This is a genomic window from Brevundimonas sediminis (genome assembly GCF_048799765.1).
Classification (GTDB): domain Bacteria; phylum Pseudomonadota; class Alphaproteobacteria; order Caulobacterales; family Caulobacteraceae; genus Brevundimonas.
In genome coordinates, this window is record NZ_JBLYQK010000004.1 from 130,130 (window position 1) to 149,295 (window position 19,166).

Genomic DNA, 19,166 nt, shown 5'->3' on the forward strand with positions numbered 1-19,166 from the left:
TGACCTGAAACGCTTGTGGCGAAAATCCGGCCCTTGCGGGGCAGCCGATTCCTGTGCCATGTAATCGGTTACACGACACTTCGGACGGACTCGCGCAAAGCGGGCCGGGACCGGGTGGTCGTCTGGGAGACTCACCTTTGTTCCGATTACACACGCAGCCCTCGGGCGCGGGCGGTCCGGCGTGAAGCCGGCGACCATCCGCGACGTCGCCGACCGCGCGGACGTTTCCGTCGCGTCGGTTTCGCGCGTCCTGAACGGAAGCGGCCCGGTGACCGGCGCCACCCGCCAGCGGGTTCTGGACGCGGTCGAGGCCCTGCAATACGTGCCCCATTCCGGCGCCCGCAGCCTGTCGACGAGCAAGACCAACACCGTCGGCGTGATCCTGCCGGACCTGTACGGCGAGTTCTTCTCGGAGCTGATCCGCGGCATGGACGTCGCGGCGCGGGCGCTGGGCTATCACCTTATCGTCTCCTCCTCGCACGACGACGCGGACGAGGCCGCCTCGGCCATCCGTTCGATGCGCGGGCGGGTCGATGGCCTGATCGTGCTCTCGCCCCATCTCCGCTCCGCCAACCTGGCGGCGGGTTTGGCCGAGCGCATGCCGGTGCTGCTGATGAACGGCGGCGCCGTCGATGCGGCCCGTCCCTCGATCGTGGTCGACAATCACGGCGGCGCGGTCGCGGCGGTGGAGCATCTGATCGCGCTCGGCCGCCGACGCATCGCCCACATCGCCGGACCGACCGGCAACCTCGAGGCCGAGGCCCGTCTGGCGGGCTATCTGGAGGCCATGGCCGCCGCCGGCCTGCCGACCATGGTGGTGGACGGCGCCTTCACCCGCGACTCCGGCGAGGCCGCGGCTGCGGAACTGGCTGCCCGCAAGGACCGCCCCGACGCCGTCTTCGCCGCCAACGACAACATGGCCGTCGGCGCCCTCCTGGCCTTCCAGGATGCGGGGCTTCGGGTGCCGGAAGACATCGCCATGGTGGGCTTCGACGACATCCCGCTGGCGGGCCTCGTCCGTCCGGCGCTGACGACCCTGAAGATTCAGATTGCCGAGACCGGCCGCAAGGCGCTGGAGCGCCTCGTCGGACTCATCGGCTCGACCGCGGACACCGCCTGCGAGGTGGTGCGCCCGGAACTGGTGGTGAGGGCCTCCAGTCAACCTATCCCGACCGGCTTCGGCGTCGCCGGCGCGGACCAGAACATTGTCCAGACACCGTCTCTTGAAGGGGAGAAACTGTGATGAGCATCAGGAACAGGGCGTACCTGGGGGCGGCGTCCGCCCTCGCCGTCGCCATGGCTTTGGGAACTGCGGGCGCGGCCAGCGCACAGGTGTCGACCTCGACCCTGCGCGGCACCGTCTATGAAGGCGCCGCCGTCGAGGCGGGCGGCTCCGTCGTCGCGACCGAGGTCTCGACCGGCTATGTGACCCGCAGCCGCATCGGCGCGGACGGCGGCTATGTGATGGCGGGCCTGCGTCCGGGCACCTACCGCATCGTCGTCACCAGCGCCGACGGCCAGACGGCCGAGGACACCGTGACCATCGTGCTGGGCCAGGTGGCTACGCTCGACCTTGATGTGGCCCCGACTGTAACCGGTTCCGCGACCGACGGAGCCACCGATCTGGGCGAGGTCGTGGTCAGCGGCCGCCGCATCTTCGAGGTCCGCACCTCGGAAGTGGCGACCAACGTCAGCCAGCAGCAGATCAACGACCTGCCGCAGATCAACCGCAACTTCCTGAACTTCGCCGCGCTCGCGCCCGGCGTCCGCGTCACCGAGGGCGACACCGAGCGCACCATCTCGGCCGGCGGCCAGCCCTCGCTGGCGGTGAACGTCTTCATCGACGGCCAGAACCAGAAGTCGCTGATCAACGACGGCGGCATCGCCGGTCAGGACGACAGCCGCGGCAACCCGTTCCCGCAGGCGGCCGTGCAGGAATTCCGGGTCCTGACCCAGAACTTCAAGGCCGAGTACGAACAGGCGTCGTCGGCGGTCATCACCTCGGTGACCCGCTCGGGCACCAACGACTTCACCGGCGATTTCTTCATCACCTACCAGCCCTCGGACTGGGTCGAGCAGAACGTGTTCTCGCGCTCGCGTGGTGAAGCCAAGCCGCGTCTGGACCGCATGCAGTACGGCGGTTCGGTGGGCGGTCCGATCATCGAGGACCGGCTGCACTTCTTCCTGACCTACGAGCGCAAGGACGAGACCCGTGAACGTTCGGTCTTCCTGAACCGGACCGAATACGCCTCGCTGTTCGGTGACGAACTGGGCACGTTCGAGGCGCCGTTCGAGCAGGACCTCTATTTCGGCAAGCTGTCCTGGTCGATCGACGACCGCCAGCGGCTCGACCTGAGCGTGACCTACCGGACCGAGGAAGACATCCGTGACTTCGGCAACGGCCCGACCTCGTTCGACCGTGCGACCGCGGTCGACATCGAGTATCGCTCGCTGAACCTGCGTCACCAGTTCCAGGGCGACAGCTTCCTGAACGAGTTCTCGATCGACTATCTGGAGTCGCAGTACAATCCGCGCGCCCTGAACTTTGACCAGACCGGCGCCCGGTATGTGGAGTACCGCGACGCCTCGACGGCGACGGCCGGCTTCCAGTTCGACTACGGCCAGATCAACTCGACGATCTTCACGGCCGGCGGCGGCACGAACAACCAGGACCTGACGCAGGAGGTGCTGACCTTCCGCGACGACCTGACCTTCAGCGACATCGACTTCCTCGGGACGCACACGCTCAAGATGGGCGTGAAGTACTCGATGCAAAGTCTGTATGTTTACAAGCAGTTCAACCGCAACCCGTTCTTCACCTATGATGTTGACGCGCGCGGCGAGGTGAACGGCACCCGCACCATCCCGACCCAGGTTTCGCTGAACCTGCCGGTGGATCCGGTCGATGCCGAGAACAACGTCTTCGGCGCCTACATCCAGGACGACTGGCAGGTCACCGACAAGCTCGAGATCAACCTGGGCGTTCGCTGGGACTATGAAGACAACGCCGTCAACAATGACTGGCGCACGCCGGACGTCGTCCGTCGCCTGCTGACCGCCATCGACGGCGTCGCCGGCTTCGACTTCCCGTCCTACCTCGACATCAACGACTACATCTCCGACGGGGATCGCGACGCCTTCACCGGCGCCTGGCAGCCGCGGATCGGCTTCAGCTACGACGTCTTCGGCGACGAGCAGACGGTCATCTTCGGCGGCGCCGGCCGCTACTACGACCGGATCGCGTTCAACTTCGCCTTCGACGAACGCTTCAAGCCGTACCAACTGAGCAAGACCATCTACTTCTCGCCGACCGGCGGGGCCTACGGCGGTCGCACCGACACCGTCGCCTGGAACCCGATCTATGCGACGGCGGCCGGTCTCGACACCCTGCTGGCCGGCACCGTCGGCCGCGGCGAGGTCTTCCTGATCAAGGACGACGCCCCGCCGCCGATGACCGACCAGTTCAACTTCGGCGTCCGCCAGAAGTTCGGCGACTGGCAAACGGCCCTGACCTTCTCCTGGGCCAAGACCAAGAACGAGTTCGCCTGGTATCGCGCCAACCTCGACCCGACCACCAACTCGGTGCCGGCCGCGGTGCGTCCGTCGAACCTGATCGATCCCGACACGGGTCTGCCGTTCCAGTTCAACGACGGCGTCTTCGTCTCGAACCACGATCGCGAGCGGGACTACCAGGCGATCTTCCTGACCGCCGACAAGCCCTTCACCACCGACAGCGGCTGGGGCTTCAACCTGGCCTATACCTATACGGAAGCCAGCCAGAACGGCAGCCGTGACCAGGGCACCGGCAATTTCGACTTCGACTATCCGTGGCCGTCGTACAGCCCCGAGTTCAACTCGCCGGGCGCCGAGCGTCACCGCCTGATCATGTCGGGCACGGTGGCCCTGCCGTACGACTTCCGCCTGTCGACCCTGATCACCCTCGGCTCGGGCCTGCCGTACACGCGCAACAACGTGGGCAACGGGGCCAAGCCGGACTGGTTCTCGGCCTATCCGGAACGGAAGGACTTCATCATCCCCGACGCCTGGGCCTTCCGTCAGGTTGACCTGCGCGTGACCAAGGAGTTCGAGCTCCCGCACGGTGATATCGTCGAACTGACGTTCGATGCCATCAACGTTCTGGATTTCAAGAACTTCAGCAGCTTCAACCAGACCTATCGCACGTCGAACACCGGGCTCGCCCCGCTGAACCCGAACTTCGGCCGTCCGACCGCCCAGTATCTGCCGACGCGCAGCTTCCAGGTCGGTCTGCGTTACCGCTGGTAGGTGCGACCCTCGGGCGGCTTCCGGGCCGCCCGATGGGGACTACAATCTCCTGAGCCTGAACGGCCGCTCCCAGCCCAACCGGGGGCGGCCATTTTTTTGATCCGCGTATTCCGAGTTGAGAGGTGATCCCATGAACCGCAGACGTTTTCTGATGGGGTCCACCTTCGCCGGCGCGGCTCTGGCCGTGGCCGGTTGCGCCACCATGCCGTCGGCCACGCCTTTGGTTCCGACCGGACCGGCGCTGGACGCCGACGTCGAGGACCTGCAGCGCAAGACCTTTGACTGGTTCGTGCGCGTCACCAATCGCGCCAATGGCCTGACCCCCGACCGCTGGCCGACCGAGTCCTTCTCGTCCGTCGCCGCCGTCGGCTTCGCCCTGACCTGCTGGCCCGTCGGGGTCGAGCGCGGCTGGATGAGCCGTGACGAGGCGCGCGAGCGCACCCTGACCACCATCCGCTTCTTCCACGAGCTGCCGCAGGGGCCCGAGCCGACCGGCAACGGCGGCTACAAGGGGTTCTTCTACCACTTCCTCAACATGCAGACGGGCCACCGCTTCGGTAGGACGGAGCTGTCGACCGTCGACACCGCCCTTCTGGTCGCCGGCATGCTGTTCGCCGCCCGCTGGTTCGACGGCGATCATCCGCAGGAGCGCGAGATCCGCGAGCGGGCGCAGGCCGTCTATGAGCGGGTCGAATGGGACTGGGCCGTCGTCCGGCCGAACCGCATCACCATGGGCTGGCACCCCGAGACCGGCTTCATCCCCGCGGACTGGAACGTCTACAACGAGGGCATGATCGTCCTGCTGCTGGCCATCGGTAGCCCGACCCATCCGACGCCGACCACGGTCTGGGACGAGTGGTGCAGCGTCTACGACCACAGCTGGACCGACCGCTGGGGACCGAAACACCTGCATTTCCCGCCGCTGTTCGGGCATGAATACAGCCACATGTACATCGACTTCCGGGGCATCCGGGACCGCTGGCTGCAGGACCAGCAGGCCGAGATTCCGGGCTTCGACTACTTCCAGAACAGCGTCCGCGCCGTCGAGGCCCAGCGCAAGTACGCCATCGACAACCCGATGGGCTGGGCCGGCTATTCGGCCGACGTCTGGGGTCTGACCGCCTGCGACGGCCCCGGCGACTTCCGTCAGGTGATCGACGGGCGAGAGCGGGAGTTCTTCAGCTATTCGGCGCGTGGTCCGGGCGACCGTGACGACGGCACGCTCGCCCCGACGGCGGCCCTGGCGTCCATGCCGTTCGCCCCGGACCATGTCATCGCCTGCCTGAAGGCGATGAAGGCCCGCTACGGCTCGGCCATCTATACGCAGTACGGCTTCCTGGACTCGTTCAACCCGACCCTGACCGTCCGCGACGGCCCCCTCCAGCACGGTCGCATCGTGCCGGGCATCGGCTGGGTCGACGGCGACTATCTGGGCATCGACCAGGGCCCCATCGTCATCCAGATCGAGAACCATCGCTCCGAGATCGTCTGGAAGGCCATGCACGGCGAACCGAACCTGGTGCGCGGCCTGAAGCGCGCGGGCTTCACCGGCGGCTGGCTGGACAACGCATGAGCATCTTCAGGCCGGATCGACGCACGACGCTCGGCCTGATGGCCGGGGCGGCCGCGACCGGCCTGTCGGCCTGTGGCGGGAGCCGCGACGGCCGCACCCGCCTGCGTTTCTGGGCCATGGGCTCGGAGGCCACCAACGTCGGCCGGATCCTGCCGGAGTTCGAGCGGCTGAACCCGGACATCAAGGTCGAGGTCCAGGCCCTGCCTTGGACCGCCGCCCACCAGAAGCTGCTGACCGCCTACGCCGGCGCCTCGCTGCCGGACGTCAGTCAGGTGGGCAACACCTGGGTGTCCGAGATGACCGCCATCGGGGCCATCAGCCCCTTGCCCGCCGAGGCGCGGGACCTGCTGACCGACCAGTTCCCGGCGGTGCTGGACACCAACCGGATCAACGGCCGACCGATGGCCACGCCCTGGTACGTCGACACCCGGCTGATCTTCTACCGCACCGACCTGCTGCGTCAGGCCGGCCATGAGGCCATGCCGCGGGACTGGGCCGGCTGGAAACAGGCCATGCATGCGGTCAAGCGGGTGGTGGGGCCGGACAAATACGCCGTCCTGCTGCCGCTGAACGAGTTCGAGCAACTGCTGACCTTCGGCCTGCAGGGCGATGCGCCTTTGCTGCGGGACCAGGACACGCGCGGCAACTTCTCCACCCCGTCCTTCATCGCTGCGCTGGAGTTCTACAAGAGCCTGTTCGACGAGGGGCTGGCCCCGGTCGCCTCGGCCGCGCAGATCTCCAACGTCTGGACCGAGTTCGAGCGCGGCTGGTTCAGCTTCTACTTCTCCGGCCCCTGGACCATCGGCGACTTCAAGGACCGCCTGTCGCCCGGCGTCCAGTGGATGACCGCGGGCGTGCCCGGCCCGACCGGCCCCGGCGCCTCGGCCCCCGGCGGATCGTCGCTGGTCGTCTACAGCAGCTCGCCGCATCAGGAGGCGGCGTGGAAGCTGGTCCGCTACCTGTCCGAGCCGCGCGTGCAGGCGATCTTCAACGGCATCACCGGCAACCTGCCGGCCCGCGAAAGCGCCTGGTCCGCCCCGACGGTGGCGAACGACCCCTACATCGCCGCGTTCAAGGGCCAGCTGTCGCGCGCCAGGGCCGTGCCCAAGGCGCCCGAGTGGGAGCGGATCGTGACCGAGATGCAGATCGTCGCCGAACGCATGGTGCGCGGTGAGTTCGCGCCCGCCGCCGCCGCCGCCGAGATCGACAGGCGCGTGGATCGTCTGCTGGAGAAGCGCCGCTGGATGATCGAACAGGGGAGGGCCGAGTGACCCCGTCATCCCTCCGCAAGCGCGAGCGCGCCGCATGGGGCTTCGTCGCCCCGTCGCTGCTGGCCATCGGCGTCTTCTTCGCCATCCCGGTCTTCGCGGCCCTGCTGCTCAGCCTGACCGATTTCGACATCTATGCGCTGGCCGATATCGGCAACATGCGCTTCGTCGGCCTGCAGAACTATGAGCGGCTGTTCTCCAATCCCCTGTTCTGGGGCGCGATGAAGAACACCGGCCTGTTCGCCGTCATCGGCGTGCCCCTGTCCATCGCCACCTCGCTGGCCGCCGCCGTCATCCTGAACGCCCGCGTCATCAAATGGCGGCCGCTGTGGCGGGTGATGTTCTTCGCCCCCTTCGTCACCACCCTCGTCGCGACGGCGGTGCTGTGGAACTACATGCTCCACACCCGGTACGGGGTCATCAACTGGGCGCTGGGCGCGTTCGGCATTCCGCCGGTGGACTGGCTGGGCGATCCCTCGACCTCCATCCCGGCCATCCTGATGTTCGTCGTCTGGAAGACCTTCGGCTACAACATGCTGATCTTCCTGGCCGTCCTTCAGACCGTGCCGGATGACCTGTACGAGGCCGCCCGCATCGACGGCGCGGGCCCGTTCAGGCAGTTCCGCCATGTGACCCTGCCGGCCATCGCCCCGACCCTGCTGCTGGTCTCGATCATCGCCGTCGCCAGCTTCTTCCAGCTGTTCGCCGAGCCCTATGTGATGACCCAGGGCGGCCCGGCCCAGTCGACCGTCACGGTGCTCTACTTCATGTACGAGGAGGGCTTCAAATGGTGGAACCTCGGCTCCGCCAGCGCCGTCGCCTTCGTCCTGTTCGTCTGCATCCTTGCGGTCACCCTGGTGCAGCTGGCCGTGGCGAAGAAGGTGGGGGCGTACGAATGAAGCTTCGCTCGATCCTGCTGAACCTCGCGGTCGCCCTGATCGCCCTGGCGGTGATGTTCCCGCTGGCGTGGATGGTGTCGGTCAGCTTCATGTCGACCGGCGAGGCCGCGGCCTTCCCGCCGCCGCTATGGCCCAAGAACTGGACGCTCGAGCACTACCGCGACCTGTTCGTGACCCAGGGCATGGGCCGCTATCTGTGGAACAGCTTTGCGCTCGCCACCATGGCCACCGTGCTGGCGCTGGGCTTCACCGTCCCGGCCGGCTACGCCTTCGCCAAGCTGAAGTTCAAGGGGCGCGAGCGGCTGTTCCAGCTGCTGGTCGCGGCTCTGGTGGTGCCCGCCCAGATCGGCACCCTGCCGCTGTTCCTGATGCTGAAGTCCATGGGACTGGTGAACACCTACGCCGGGGCTCTGGTGCCCTGGCTGGCGTCCATCTTCGGCCTGTTCCTGGTGCGCCAGTATGCGCTCAGCATCCCCGACGAAATGCTCGAGGCCGCCCGCGTCGACGGCGCTTCGGAGAGCCAGATCTTCCGCAAGGTGGTCCTGCCGACCATGCAGCCCATCGTCGTGACGCTCGCCCTGTTCGTCTTCCTGGGCAGCTGGAACGACTTCCTGTGGCCGCTGATCATCCTGACGGACCAGTCCAACTACACCCTGCCGGTGGCGCTGGCGGCCCTGTCGCGCGAGCACGTGCAGGACGCCGAGATGATGATGGCCGGCGCCGTCATCACCGTCGCCCCCGTGCTGGCCATCTTCCTCGCCCTGCAACGCTACTACATCCGCGGCATGCTCGCGGGCAGCGTGAAGGGCTGAACCAAACGATCCGCTCATCCCGGCGACAGCCGGGACCCAGTGCGCTGGGTGATGGAGCGGGACCGGGATCGCACCGAGGCTGATCCCCCAACGCCGGCGTCACGCTGGACAGAACTGGGTCCCGGCTTTCGCCGGGATGAGCGGAGTATGGATATGCGCACCTTCCTGCTGGCCACCACGGCCGCCCTCGCCCTGGCCACGGCGGCGCAGGCCCAGTCCGCCCGTCCGCTCGACACCTTCGAGACCCTGACCCCGTGGACCGCCGACGCCTCCACCGACGTCTCTTCGGCCGTCTCCGCGGTCCCCGGCCATGAGGGCCGCGCCATGCGGCTGGCGTACGACTTCAACGGTCGCTCGGGCTACGCCTTCGCCGCCCGCGCCCTCGATCTGCGTGTGCCGGAAAACTACGAGATCAGTTTCTGGGCGCGCGGCGAGATGCTGCCCAATACGCTCGAGATCAAGTTCACCGATGCGTCCGGCGAGAACGTCCACTGGCGCCAGATCCAGCGCTTCGAGGCGCAGGGTGAGTGGACCCGCTACGTCATCAAGAAGCGCCAGATCCTCTGGGCCTGGGGGCCGGAGCCGGACCGCACCTTCCGCGGCGCCGCGCGGATCGAGTTCGTGGTCACGGCGGGGCAGGGCGGTCGCGGCTGGCTGGAGATCGACCAGCTGGAGCTGCGCGAGCTGCCGCCCGAGCCCTCGGTCCCGCCGCGCCCGGTGGCCGACGCCACCAGCGAGGACGGCGGCAATGTCGCGGCCCGCGCCGTCGATGACGACCCGCTGACCTTCTGGAAATCGGCGGCGGGTGGCGAGCAGAGCCTGACGCTGGACCTCGGCTATGAGCGCGAGTTCGGCGGCCTGACCCTGCGCTGGGCGGACCGGATGGCGGCGTCGGCCTATCGTCTGATGGCCTCGTCGGACGGGCGCGACTGGCGCGAGCTGGCCTCGGTGACCGACGGCAACGGCGGGACCGACTGGCTGCGCACGCCCGAGGCGTCGGCGCGCTGGCTGCGGCTCGATCTGTTGGCCCCGCTGGACGAGAGCGGCGTCGTCGGCCAGGCGGGCGCGGGGCAGCGGCTGGGGCAGGCGGCGGCCAACGCCTACGCCCTGACCGGCCTTGAGATCGAACCCCTGTCCTTCGGCGAGACGCAGACCAGCTTCATGATGGCGGTGGCGTCCGAAAGCCGTCGGGGCCTCTATCCGCGCGGCTTCCACGGCGAACAGCCCTACTGGACCCTCGTCGGCGTCGACGGCGGCGGCGAGAGCGGCCTGATCGGCGAGGACGGCGCCATCGAGCTGCGTCGCGGCGGCCCCAGCATCGAACCGTTTGTGGTCGAGAACGGGCGGCTGGTGACCTGGTCCGACGTCAACATCACCCAGTCGCAGGCGGACGGTGATCTGCCGATCCCGTCCGTGACCTGGACCGCCGACCACTGGAGCCTGACCACCACGGCCTTCGCCGAGGGGGAGCCGGACGCCGCCCGCCTGTACGGCCGCTATGTCCTGACCAACACCTCCGACCGCCCGCAGAGCCTGACGCTGGCGCTGGCGGCCCGACCCTTCCAGGTCAACGGCCCGCGCCAGTTCCTGACCACGCCCGGGGGTGTTGGTCCGATCGAGAAGATCGAGATCAATCCCGCAGAGCTGACGCTGAATGACAACGTGAATGTTCGCGCCCTGAGCCGGGCCGGTCATATCGTCGCGTCCAGCTTTGAAGCCGGCAGTGATCCGCAAAGCCTTCTGACCGTGGCTGATCGCCGTGCGTTCATGGGGGAGGGCGGCGCGGAATATGACGCCTCGACCCTGATGTCTGGCGGCTGGTTGTACGATGTGATCCTCCAGCCCGGTGAAAGCCGAACCTTCGGCTGGACAGCCGCGCTGGCTGGTGGGGACGCGGCCCTGCCGCTCACCGGTTCGGCCGAGGCGGTGCTGGACGATGCTCAGACCCGCGTCGCCGCCCGATGGCGCGAGAAACTCGACCGCTTCGACGTCACCCTGCCGCCCGAGGCCGGTCCGGTCGAGGCGGTGATGAAGTCCTCGCTGGCCCATATGCTGATGTCGCGTCAGGGGCCGATCCTGCAGCCGGGCACGCGCAGCTATAACCGCAGCTGGATCCGCGACGGGGCCATGATGGCCGAGGGGCTGAACCGGCTGGGTCACGCCGACCTGTCCGCCGACTATCTGCGCTGGTTCGCCCCCTACGTCTTCGACAACGGCAAGGTGCCCTGTTGCGTCGACAGCCGCGGCGCCGATCCGGTGCCCGAGAACGACAGTCACGGCGAGTTCGTCTTCCTCGCCGCCGAGACGTACCGCTACACCGGCGATCTGGAGGCGCTGAGGGCCGTCTGGCCGCAGGTGCAGGGCGCGATCCGCTATATGGACGAGCTGCGCGCCTCGACCCGCACGGCCGAGTTCGAGGCGGCCGACAAGCGCCACCTGTTCGGCCTGCTGCCGCCGACCATCAGCCATGAGGGCTATTCGGACCGTCCGGCCTACAGCTACTGGGACGACTTCTGGGGCCTGCGCGGTTACGCCGACGCCGTCTTCATCGCCGAGACCCTGGGCGACGCCGAGGCCGCCGACCGCTTCCGCGCGGCGGAGGCCCAGTTCAAGGCCGACATCATCGCCTCGATCGAGGCCACGGCCCGCGTCCACGGCATCGACTGGATCGCCGGCGCCGCCGACCGGGGCGATTTCGACGCCACCTCGACCACCATCGGCCTGTCGCCCGGTGGTCTGATCGACGACCTGCCGCAGTCGCTGCTGGAAGGCACCTTCGACAAATGGTGGGAGAATTTCACCGCCCGGCAGGAGAACCGTCAGGCGTGGAAGGACTACACCCCTTACGAGCTGCGCAACGTCGGGGCCATGGTCCGGCTGGGTCGCCGCGAGGAGGCGCTCCGGGCGCTGGACTTCTACTTCGCCGACATCCGCCCGCGCGCCTGGAACGGCTGGGCCGAGGTGGTCGGCCGTGAGGAGCGCGAGCCCCGCTTCATCGGCGACATGCCCCATGCCTGGATCAGCTCGGACTACATCCGCTCGGTCATGGACATGCTGGTGTATGAGCGCGACCGCGACCATGCCCTGGTGCTGGCGGCGGGCGTGCCGACCCGCTGGCTGGCCGGGGAGGGGGTGGGCGTCCGCGCCGTCCGCACACCGTACGGTTCGCTGACCTACAGCTTCCGCGCCGCCCGACGCGGCTATGTCCTGACGCTGGAACCCGGGGTCACGCCCCCCGGCGGCTTCATCATCCAGTGGCCGGCCGGAGAGACCCCGCCCGCGACCGTCCGCATCGACGGCCGGGCGGCGAGCTTCTCGAATGGCGAGCTGGCCATCCCCGCGGGCGCCCGACGGGTAGAGATGCGGTGACGTCTTCCTTCTCCCCTTGAGGGAGAAGGTGGCTCGCGGAGCGAGACGGATGAGGGGGCTGTGTCAGCAGCCCGCCTCGTTGGCGATGAGCATGGGGCTGGCAGCCCCCTCATCCGGCCCTGACGGGCCACCTTCTCCCTCAAGGGGAGAAGGGCAGTTTATTCGTAGTCGCTGTACCCGCCGCCCTGCCCATGCGCCAGGTTGCCGAAGCGCGTCGTGTTGGCGTCGAACGCCAGTTTCACGATGCCGATGGGGCCGTGACGCTGCTTGCCGATGACGACCTCGGCCTGGTGCTCCAGCCGGTCCATCTCCTGCTGCCAGTTCAGGTGTTCCTCGGTGCCTTCCTTGGGCTCGGCGCGCCCCAGGTAGTAGCTCTCGCGGTAGACGAACATCACGCAGTCGGCGTCCTGCTCGATCGAGCCCGATTCCCGAAGGTCGGACAACTGGGGCCGCTTGTCCTCGCGCTGCTCGACCTGACGCGACAGCTGCGACAGGGCGATGATCGGCACCGACAGCTCCTTGGCCAGGGCCTTCAGGCCGCCGGTGATCTCGGACACTTCCTGCACCCGGTTCTTCTGGCTGTTCTCGCCGGTGGTCACCAGTTGCAGGTAGTCGACGATGATCAGGTCCAGCCCGTGCTCCATCCGCTTCAGCCGCCGTGCGCGCGCCGCCAGCTTGGAGATCGACAGACCGCCGGTGGCGTCGATGTAGAGGGGGCTTTCGCCGATTTCGACCGCCGCGTCGCGGATCTTGCCGAAGTCCGAGGCGTCGATCTCGCCCTTGCGCAGCTTGTCGGACGACACGCCCGAGGCGTCGGCCAGCATACGCATGGCCAGCTGTTCGGCGCTCATTTCCAGCGAGTAGAAGGCGACAACCCCGCCTGAGACCGTCTTGCGGCCCTCCGGCGTCGGCTCCCAGCGATAGCTGCGCGCCACGTTGAAGGCGATGTTGGTGGCCAGCGCCGTCTTGCCCATCGACGGACGGCCCGCGAGGATCAGCAGGTCGGAGGGGTGCAGCCCGCCCAGCTTCTGGTCCAGATCGTCCAGGTGGGTCGCCAGACCGGCCAGCTTGCCGTCGCGCTGATAGGCTTCCGCCGCCATCTGAACGGCGCCGGACAAGGCGTGGGAAAAGCTCACGAAACCGGACGACGGTTTGCCTGTCTCGGCCAGCGAGTACAGGGTCTGTTCGGCCTGTTCGATCTGATCCTCGGCCGGGCGCTCGGGATCCGGCGCGTCCTTGATGATCTCGCCGCCGATGCGGATCAGGTCGCGGCGCAGGGCCAGATCGTAGATGACGCGGGCGTAGTCGGGCGCATTGGCGGCCGGCGGGGCGCGGTCAACCAGATCGGCGAGATAGCGAAGGCCGCCGAACTCCTGGAAGGCCGGGTCCTGCTTGAACCGCTCCATCAGGATGGTCGGCTCAGCCAGCAGCCCCTGACGGATATGGTCCTCGACCGCATCGAAGAGGCGCTGGTGGAAGGGTTCGTAGAAATGGCTGCCGCGCAGCCGGTCGCTCAGCCGTTCGAACACGGCGTTGTCGAACATCAGCGAGCCCAGCAGCGCCTGCTCGGCCTCGAGATTGTGCGGCAGGGACGCGACCTGGGGCGTGTCGTTGAAGGCGGCGGGAGCAAAGGCGTTCATGGTCATGACGTCATGCCCTTACAGGCCGCCTGCGTCATGTTTGGACGTACGCGTTGCCGGGGACAAATCTCCGGGGCTGTGGGCAGTCCCGAATTCCGCAGGCGGATCAGTTAACGATCAGGCGCCGCAGGGCCAGCGTTCGATCATCCACTCGCGAATGGCCTGCTGGACGGTCATGTCGCGACGGCCCGCCGGCAGGGCGCGGAAACGCGCCAGCAGCCCTTCCGGCGTGATGCCGGTGCCGCGCGACGGGATGCAGTAGGCCGGACGGCGACCGGCCCGCTCGTCGGCGAACTGGGCGTTCTTCACCGCGTGCACGGAGGTCGAGACCTCGTTGATCAGCCGGCGGCCGTCCGGGCGCAGGGCGGCGGTGGCGTTCTGCGGCAGGCGGTCGGCGATGGACAGGAACTCGCGCACCGTCATGGCGTGAGCGGAGCCGGAGGCGAAGGCGGACAGGAACAGGGCCAGCCCGAGGGCGGTCAGGATACGAAGCATGGGGAGGTCTCCGACCGTCCAGATATGGCGGGAGCCTCCTCATGGCAACGCTTTCGCCGAAGTTTTTCATCAGCGGATGACTTGGTCCCGGACCGCCGTCCGTGCAGGACGACCGGCGGCCCGGGGCAGGGGTCACCAGTTCACGCCGACGCGGGCGTAGACATAGCGCCCGTTGAAGCCGAACGGCGAGTAGAAGGGGAAGCCCAGGACGCCGTTGCTGTTCAGGCTGGCCGGAACCGCATCGGGATATTCGTCGAAGGCGTTGTCGACGCCGAGGGCCAGGGTGATCCGTTCGTTCGGGCTGAACCGGCCTTCAAAATCGGCGACCACCTTGTCGCCGGTCCAGTAGTCGGAGGCCGCGGTCGATCCGGGCTGCAGGACACTGGCGTAGTAGGTCGCCCGGGCGGTGACGCCCCACCGGCCGTAGCTCCAGTCCGTCGTGCCGGACACCTTGGTGTCGGGCGTGCCGTCCTCGATGGTCAGGATGCGGCTGCGGGCGAACAGCGGAGGGACCGGGCTCAGCACCGAGGAGGAGGTCGGCAGACGCGTCACCTCCACGTCGTTGAAATTGGCGGCCACGGTGAAGTCCCAGTCGCCATAGGTCTCGTCATTGATGCGATAGCGACCGACCACGTCGACGCCCTTGGTGGTGGTGTCCACGCCGTTCAGGAAGAAGCGCGCGGCCTGGACGCCCAGCGGATCCAGCAGCGAGGCGACCTGCGGGCTGAAGCTGCGGTTGATCAGCTCCGACAGGACGATCTGGTCCTCGATATCGATCTGGTAGGCGTCGACCGTCAGGTTGAAGTCGCCCAGCCGGAAGACCGCGCCGAGGGTGTAGTTGACCGAGGTCTCGGCATCGAGCGGTTCCGCGCCCAGCAGGCTGGCCACCGTGCTGGTGGCCGGGAAGGTGCCGGTCTCCACAATGGAGCCGCTCTGGATCACCGAGGCGGTCGAGGTGAAATAGGACTGCTGCAGCGAGGGGGCGCGGAAGCCGGTCGAGACCGAGCCGCGCAGGGCGAACGACGGGGTGAAGTCGTAGCGGGCCGAGACCTTGCCCGTGGTCGCATTGCCGAAGTCGGAATAGTCCTCGAAGCGGACGGCGCCGGCGACGGTCAACTGCTCGGTGATCGGCGCCTCGACGTCCACATAGACGCCGACGGCGGTGCGGTCCTCGTCCACCTCGTTCGACGGCTGGAAGCCGACGAAGCCCTGGGCGCCGCTGGTCAGGGCGGTATTGCCGCCCAGCGGGCCGCGGTCCCAGGACTCCGCCTGACCGGCCTCGATCTGGTAGGTCTCGCGACGGGCTTCCAGACCGGCGGCCACGTTCAGCGGGGCGTACAGGCCGACGTCGAACTGGCGGGTGACGTCCGCGCCCAGGACCAGCTGGTCATAGATCAGCGAGCCGGAATCGAAGCTGGTGGGCGAGGCCGCGCCATAGGTGGAGTTCAGCGACTCCTCGGTGCGGAATTCCAGGGCGTTGCGGCCATAGACCAGGTTCACATCGGCGTCCCAGCCGCCGATGACGCCGCGCACGCCGCCTGCGGCCGACAGATCACGCGAGTTGACGGCGATCTTGGGCAGGAAGCCGTTGGGGTAGAGGGCGGCGACATTGTTCACATTCGACGCCAGCCGGGGGAAGGCGGCGCTTTCGCTGTCGCGATCCTGGTATCCGGCCCAGCCATAGGCCTCCCATCCGTTGCCCAGCGGGGCGCCGGCGTTGGCGAAGACGGTCCACTGCTCGACCTCCGGATCGCCGAACCGCGCCGTGACGGCGTTGGGCGTAACGCGGGGGTCGAGGTCGGAGCGGTTGGTCGGGTCGCGCCGCAGGTATTCCGCGCTCAGGGTCAGATAGCCGCCGTCGCCCAGGCCGAAGCCCTGCCAGGCCGAGGCGGTGAGGGTGCCGCCGTCCTGCTCGTCACGCCCTGGAGCGCGGGCGGTGTCGATGGTCGTGTAGTACTGGCCGGCGGTCACCGTCGCGCCGCCGCCGTGATCGGCCTGTCGGAGGCGAAGATTGACCACCCCGGCGATGGCGTCCGAACCGTACTGGGCCGAGGCGCCGTCGCGCAGGACCTCGACCCGGTCCAAGGCGCCCGAGGGAATGGTGTTCAGATCGACGGCCGCCGAGCCGCGGCCGACGGTGCCGTTGACGTTGACCAGCGCGGAGGCGTGGCGGCGGGTCCCGTTGACCAGCACCAGGGTCTGGTCCGGCGACAGGCCGCGCAGGGTAGCCGGGCGGACCGAGTCCGTGCCGTCTACGACCGCCGGTCGCGGGAAGGTCAGGGACGGAACCGACTGGGCCAGGGCGGCGGCCAGCTCGGTGGTGCCGCGATTCTGCAGGTCCTCCTGGGTGACGACGTCGACCGGGGCGAGGGTGTCCAGTCGGGAGCGGTTGGGCGCGCGGGTGCCGGTGACGACGACCTCGTCGACCTCGGTGGCCTCGGGGGCGGTCTGCGGCGCCGTCTGGGCGTGGGCGGCGCCGGCCAGCAGGGCGGTGGCCGAGGCGGCGGCGAACAGGGCGGCGCGGATGGAGCGGGTGGTCATGATGGATCTCTGTCTCGATGAGGCGCAGCTCTCCGGTCGGTGTCGCGCGCGGCGATCACCGGGGGTCCGGGCTGGCGGTGTTTTGGAGGCGGTTCCGGCGTGGGGCCGGGCGGGTCAGCGTGTCAGGCGCCAGGGCGACATCGCATCGGGCGGGCGCAACACATAAGGTGGCGCGGCGCGCGGGCGTCAGGGGCGGGGACCGTCAGGGCGTAGGGCGTGTCAGAACGCATGGTCGTCTCCTGCTCGATCGGAAACACTTGCGGTGACGGATGAGGGAGTCCGGGCGTGCCGGTCTCTCATCTGCCGTGACCCGGGGAGGGGTCCCGAAGGAGTTGGCACCTTACGGCGGTCCGCAGGTTGCCCCGGCGTCCAAGGGCCTTTTCCCTCAGCCGGTCTCGATGAGCGATTCCGATATTGCGGTGCGTCATAAAAGCGTCAAGCGCACGCCCGAAAAAAGTTCGGCGGCGCAGGGCTTCCCCCACGCCGCCGTGACTTTTCAGCATCTGGTCGAAATCGGTCGAGTTGGACGAAGTCCGGCTCGGTTCAGATTTCGGCCAGGATCAAAACTGGGTTCAGGCTTCCGAACCCAGGCCGTCTTGCTGACCGGCGCCGCCGGCGATCATGTCCGCGGCCTGTTCGGCGGCGGCTTCACGATCTTCCTCGTAGGCCGACTTGATCACGTCCTCGCCCTTGGCTTGACGCTCGGCTTCCTCAGCCGAACGGGCGATGTTGATCTTGACGGTGGCCGAGACCTCGGCGTGCAGGCGAACCAGCACTTCGTGGACGCCCAGCGTCTTGATCGCGACGTTCAGCACGACTTGCGAACGCTCGACCTTGCCGCCTTCAGCCTGGATGGCTTCAGCGACGTCGCGGCCGGCGACCGAGCCGTACAGCTGGCCGGTTTCACCGGCCTGACGGATCATCACATAGGTTTCGCCGTTGATCTTGTCGGCGATCTTCTGCGCTTCGGCCTTGTTCTTCTCGTTGCGCTGCTCGATGGCGGCGCGGTCGAGTTCGAAGGCCTTCAGGTTGGCGGCGGTGGCCCGGCGGGCCTTGTCGCGCGGCAGAAGGAAGTTGCGGGCGAAGCCGTCCTTGACAGTGACGACGTCGCCGATGGCGCCGAGGTTATCGACGCGTTCCAGCAGAACGACCTTCATCTTACTTCACCACGTAGGGCAGGAGGGCCAGGTAGCGCGCGCGCTTGATGGCCTTGGCCAGCTCGCGTTGCTTCTTCTGGGAGACAGCCGTGATGCGCGACGGGACGATCTTGCCGCGCTCGCTGATGTAGCGTTGCAGCAGCTTGACGTCCTTGTAGTCGATCTTCGGCGCGTTCGGGCCGGAGAACGGGCACACCTTGCGGCGGCGGAAGAACGGGCGACGGGCCGGGCCGGAGCCGGCCGGCGCGCCCGGGGTCGGGGCGGTGGTATCGGTCATGTTCCGGGTTCCTTAGGCTTCGGCGGCGGCGTCTTCGCGGGGACCGCGTTCACGCTCGCGCTCGCGCTCACGTTCACGGCGGGCCAGCAGCGGCGACAGTTCCAGGTCGAGTTCCTCGACGCGGACGGTCAGCCAGCGCAGCACGTCTTCGTTGATCGACAGCTGACGCTCGACTTCGGCCATGGCGGCCGGAGGGGCGTCGACGGCCAGCAGCGAATAGTGAGCCTTGCGGTTCTTCTTCACGCGGTAGGTCAGGTTGCGCAGACCCCAGTACTCGATCTTGGCGACAGCGCCGCCGGCTTGTTCGATCAGAGTCTTGATGGTGTCGTTCAGCGCTTCGGCCTGCTGCGCCGAGATATCCTGGCGCGTCATGACCGTGTGCTCGTAAAGAGCCATGCGGTATTCTCCCTTGTGGGCGCCGGCGCGGGCGGACCGGGTTCAGTCCGTTCCACGATGGTTCCCGGGGCGGCGGCCGGGATGACTTCCCGAACCCTTTGGAACTCCGCACCGGGACCGAAGCCCTGGAAAGCGGGCGCGTATAGGGGAAAACCGGCCGGGGAGCAAGGCTGCCCGCGACCGGCTCAGTCGGGCCGGATCACCGTGCAGTCCCAGCGGCGCTCCGCCAGGGCGGCGCAGGCGGCGCGGGCGGCGCTCTCGGTCATGCCCGTGAAGCGCGACCGGTACCAGCCCGAGGCGGTCTGCACCGTGCGCTCCGCCCCGGCGAACTGCCGCGTGTAGCGGCGGTTGACCTCGGCCAGCCAGTTGCGGGCCACGGTCTCGTCGCGGAAGGCGCCGACCTGGACGATCCAGCGGCCCGCGGGCTCGCGCGGCGTCGGGGCGGGCGTTCGCGC

General features: G+C 68.1%; 14 protein-coding genes and 1 riboswitch. Of the genes, 7 read left to right on the top strand and 7 right to left on the bottom strand.

Annotated elements, in window-relative coordinates:
- The first annotated feature begins 181 nt into the window (after positions 1-181).
- The 7 genes from ACLQ7T_RS04445 (at position 182) to ACLQ7T_RS04475 (ending at position 12,205) form a co-directional block, all read left to right on the top strand.
- Positions 182-1,243 carry a LacI family DNA-binding transcriptional regulator gene (locus ACLQ7T_RS04445; RefSeq protein ID WP_420478327.1) on the top strand — a complete coding sequence of 354 codons (1,062 nt, stop codon included), beginning with the start codon at positions 182-184 and terminating at the stop codon, positions 1,241-1,243.
- Positions 1,243-4,284 (top strand): TonB-dependent receptor, encoded by a 3,042-nt coding sequence (locus tag ACLQ7T_RS04450; protein WP_420478328.1) that lies wholly within the window; start codon positions 1,243-1,245, stop codon positions 4,282-4,284. The genes ACLQ7T_RS04445 and ACLQ7T_RS04450 overlap by 1 nt, the downstream gene beginning before the upstream one ends.
- Positions 4,285-4,414: 130 nt before the next feature.
- Entirely contained in the window at positions 4,415-5,857 is a 1,443-nt protein-coding gene (locus tag ACLQ7T_RS04455) for a glucoamylase family protein (RefSeq protein ID WP_420478329.1), read from the top strand.
- A complete protein-coding gene (locus tag ACLQ7T_RS04460) occupies positions 5,854-7,128 on the top strand; it encodes an extracellular solute-binding protein (RefSeq protein ID WP_420478330.1) in 1,275 nt (424 codons plus the stop codon). The genes ACLQ7T_RS04455 and ACLQ7T_RS04460 overlap by 4 nt, the downstream gene beginning before the upstream one ends.
- Positions 7,125-8,024, top strand: a complete 900-nt coding sequence (locus ACLQ7T_RS04465) for a carbohydrate ABC transporter permease (protein ID WP_420478331.1) — start codon at positions 7,125-7,127, stop codon at positions 8,022-8,024. Before ACLQ7T_RS04460 ends, ACLQ7T_RS04465 begins: the two co-directional genes overlap by 4 nt.
- Entirely contained in the window at positions 8,021-8,836 is an 816-nt protein-coding gene (locus tag ACLQ7T_RS04470; RefSeq protein WP_420478332.1) for a carbohydrate ABC transporter permease, read from the top strand. The genes ACLQ7T_RS04465 and ACLQ7T_RS04470 overlap by 4 nt, the downstream gene beginning before the upstream one ends.
- Before the next feature lie 147 nt (positions 8,837-8,983).
- Positions 8,984-12,205, top strand: a complete 3,222-nt coding sequence (locus ACLQ7T_RS04475; protein ID WP_420478333.1) for a discoidin domain-containing protein — start codon at positions 8,984-8,986, stop codon at positions 12,203-12,205.
- Between the two features lie 158 nt (positions 12,206-12,363).
- On the opposite strand, the gene ACLQ7T_RS04480 is transcribed toward ACLQ7T_RS04475, so the two are convergent.
- From ACLQ7T_RS04480 to ACLQ7T_RS04510, 7 genes are all read right to left on the bottom strand, one after another.
- Positions 12,364-13,845 carry a replicative DNA helicase gene (locus ACLQ7T_RS04480; protein WP_420478341.1) on the bottom strand — a complete coding sequence of 494 codons (1,482 nt, stop codon included), beginning with the start codon at positions 13,843-13,845 and terminating at the stop codon, positions 12,364-12,366.
- A gap of 117 nt (positions 13,846-13,962) precedes the next feature.
- Positions 13,963-14,340, bottom strand: coding sequence for a hypothetical protein (locus ACLQ7T_RS04485; RefSeq protein WP_420478334.1), 378 nt, complete (start codon positions 14,338-14,340; stop codon positions 13,963-13,965).
- A 132-nt stretch (positions 14,341-14,472) separates the two neighbouring features.
- On the bottom strand, positions 14,473-16,881 hold the full coding sequence (locus ACLQ7T_RS04490) for a TonB-dependent receptor plug domain-containing protein (protein ID WP_420478335.1): 2,409 nt from the start codon (positions 16,879-16,881) through the stop codon (positions 14,473-14,475).
- Positions 16,882-17,174: 293 nt separating this feature from the next.
- Positions 17,175-17,286: riboswitch (SAM riboswitch) on the bottom strand.
- Positions 17,287-17,453: 167 nt separating this feature from the next.
- Positions 17,454-18,038: a 50S ribosomal protein L9 gene (rplI, locus tag ACLQ7T_RS04495; protein ID WP_420478336.1), complete on the bottom strand. Its 585-nt coding sequence runs from the start codon at positions 18,036-18,038 to the stop codon at positions 17,454-17,456.
- A 1-nt stretch (position 18,039) separates the two neighbouring features.
- The gene (rpsR, locus tag ACLQ7T_RS04500; RefSeq protein ID WP_092311918.1) at positions 18,040-18,315 is read right to left on the bottom strand and encodes a 30S ribosomal protein S18; all 276 of its coding nucleotides are present in this window, start codon (positions 18,313-18,315) and stop codon (positions 18,040-18,042) included.
- A gap of 12 nt (positions 18,316-18,327) precedes the next feature.
- Positions 18,328-18,711: a 30S ribosomal protein S6 gene (rpsF, locus tag ACLQ7T_RS04505; protein WP_420471674.1), complete on the bottom strand. Its 384-nt coding sequence runs from the start codon at positions 18,709-18,711 to the stop codon at positions 18,328-18,330.
- A gap of 185 nt (positions 18,712-18,896) precedes the next feature.
- Positions 18,897-19,166 (bottom strand): SPOR domain-containing protein (locus tag ACLQ7T_RS04510; RefSeq protein WP_420478337.1); only part of this gene is annotated, 270 nt, incomplete at its 5' end.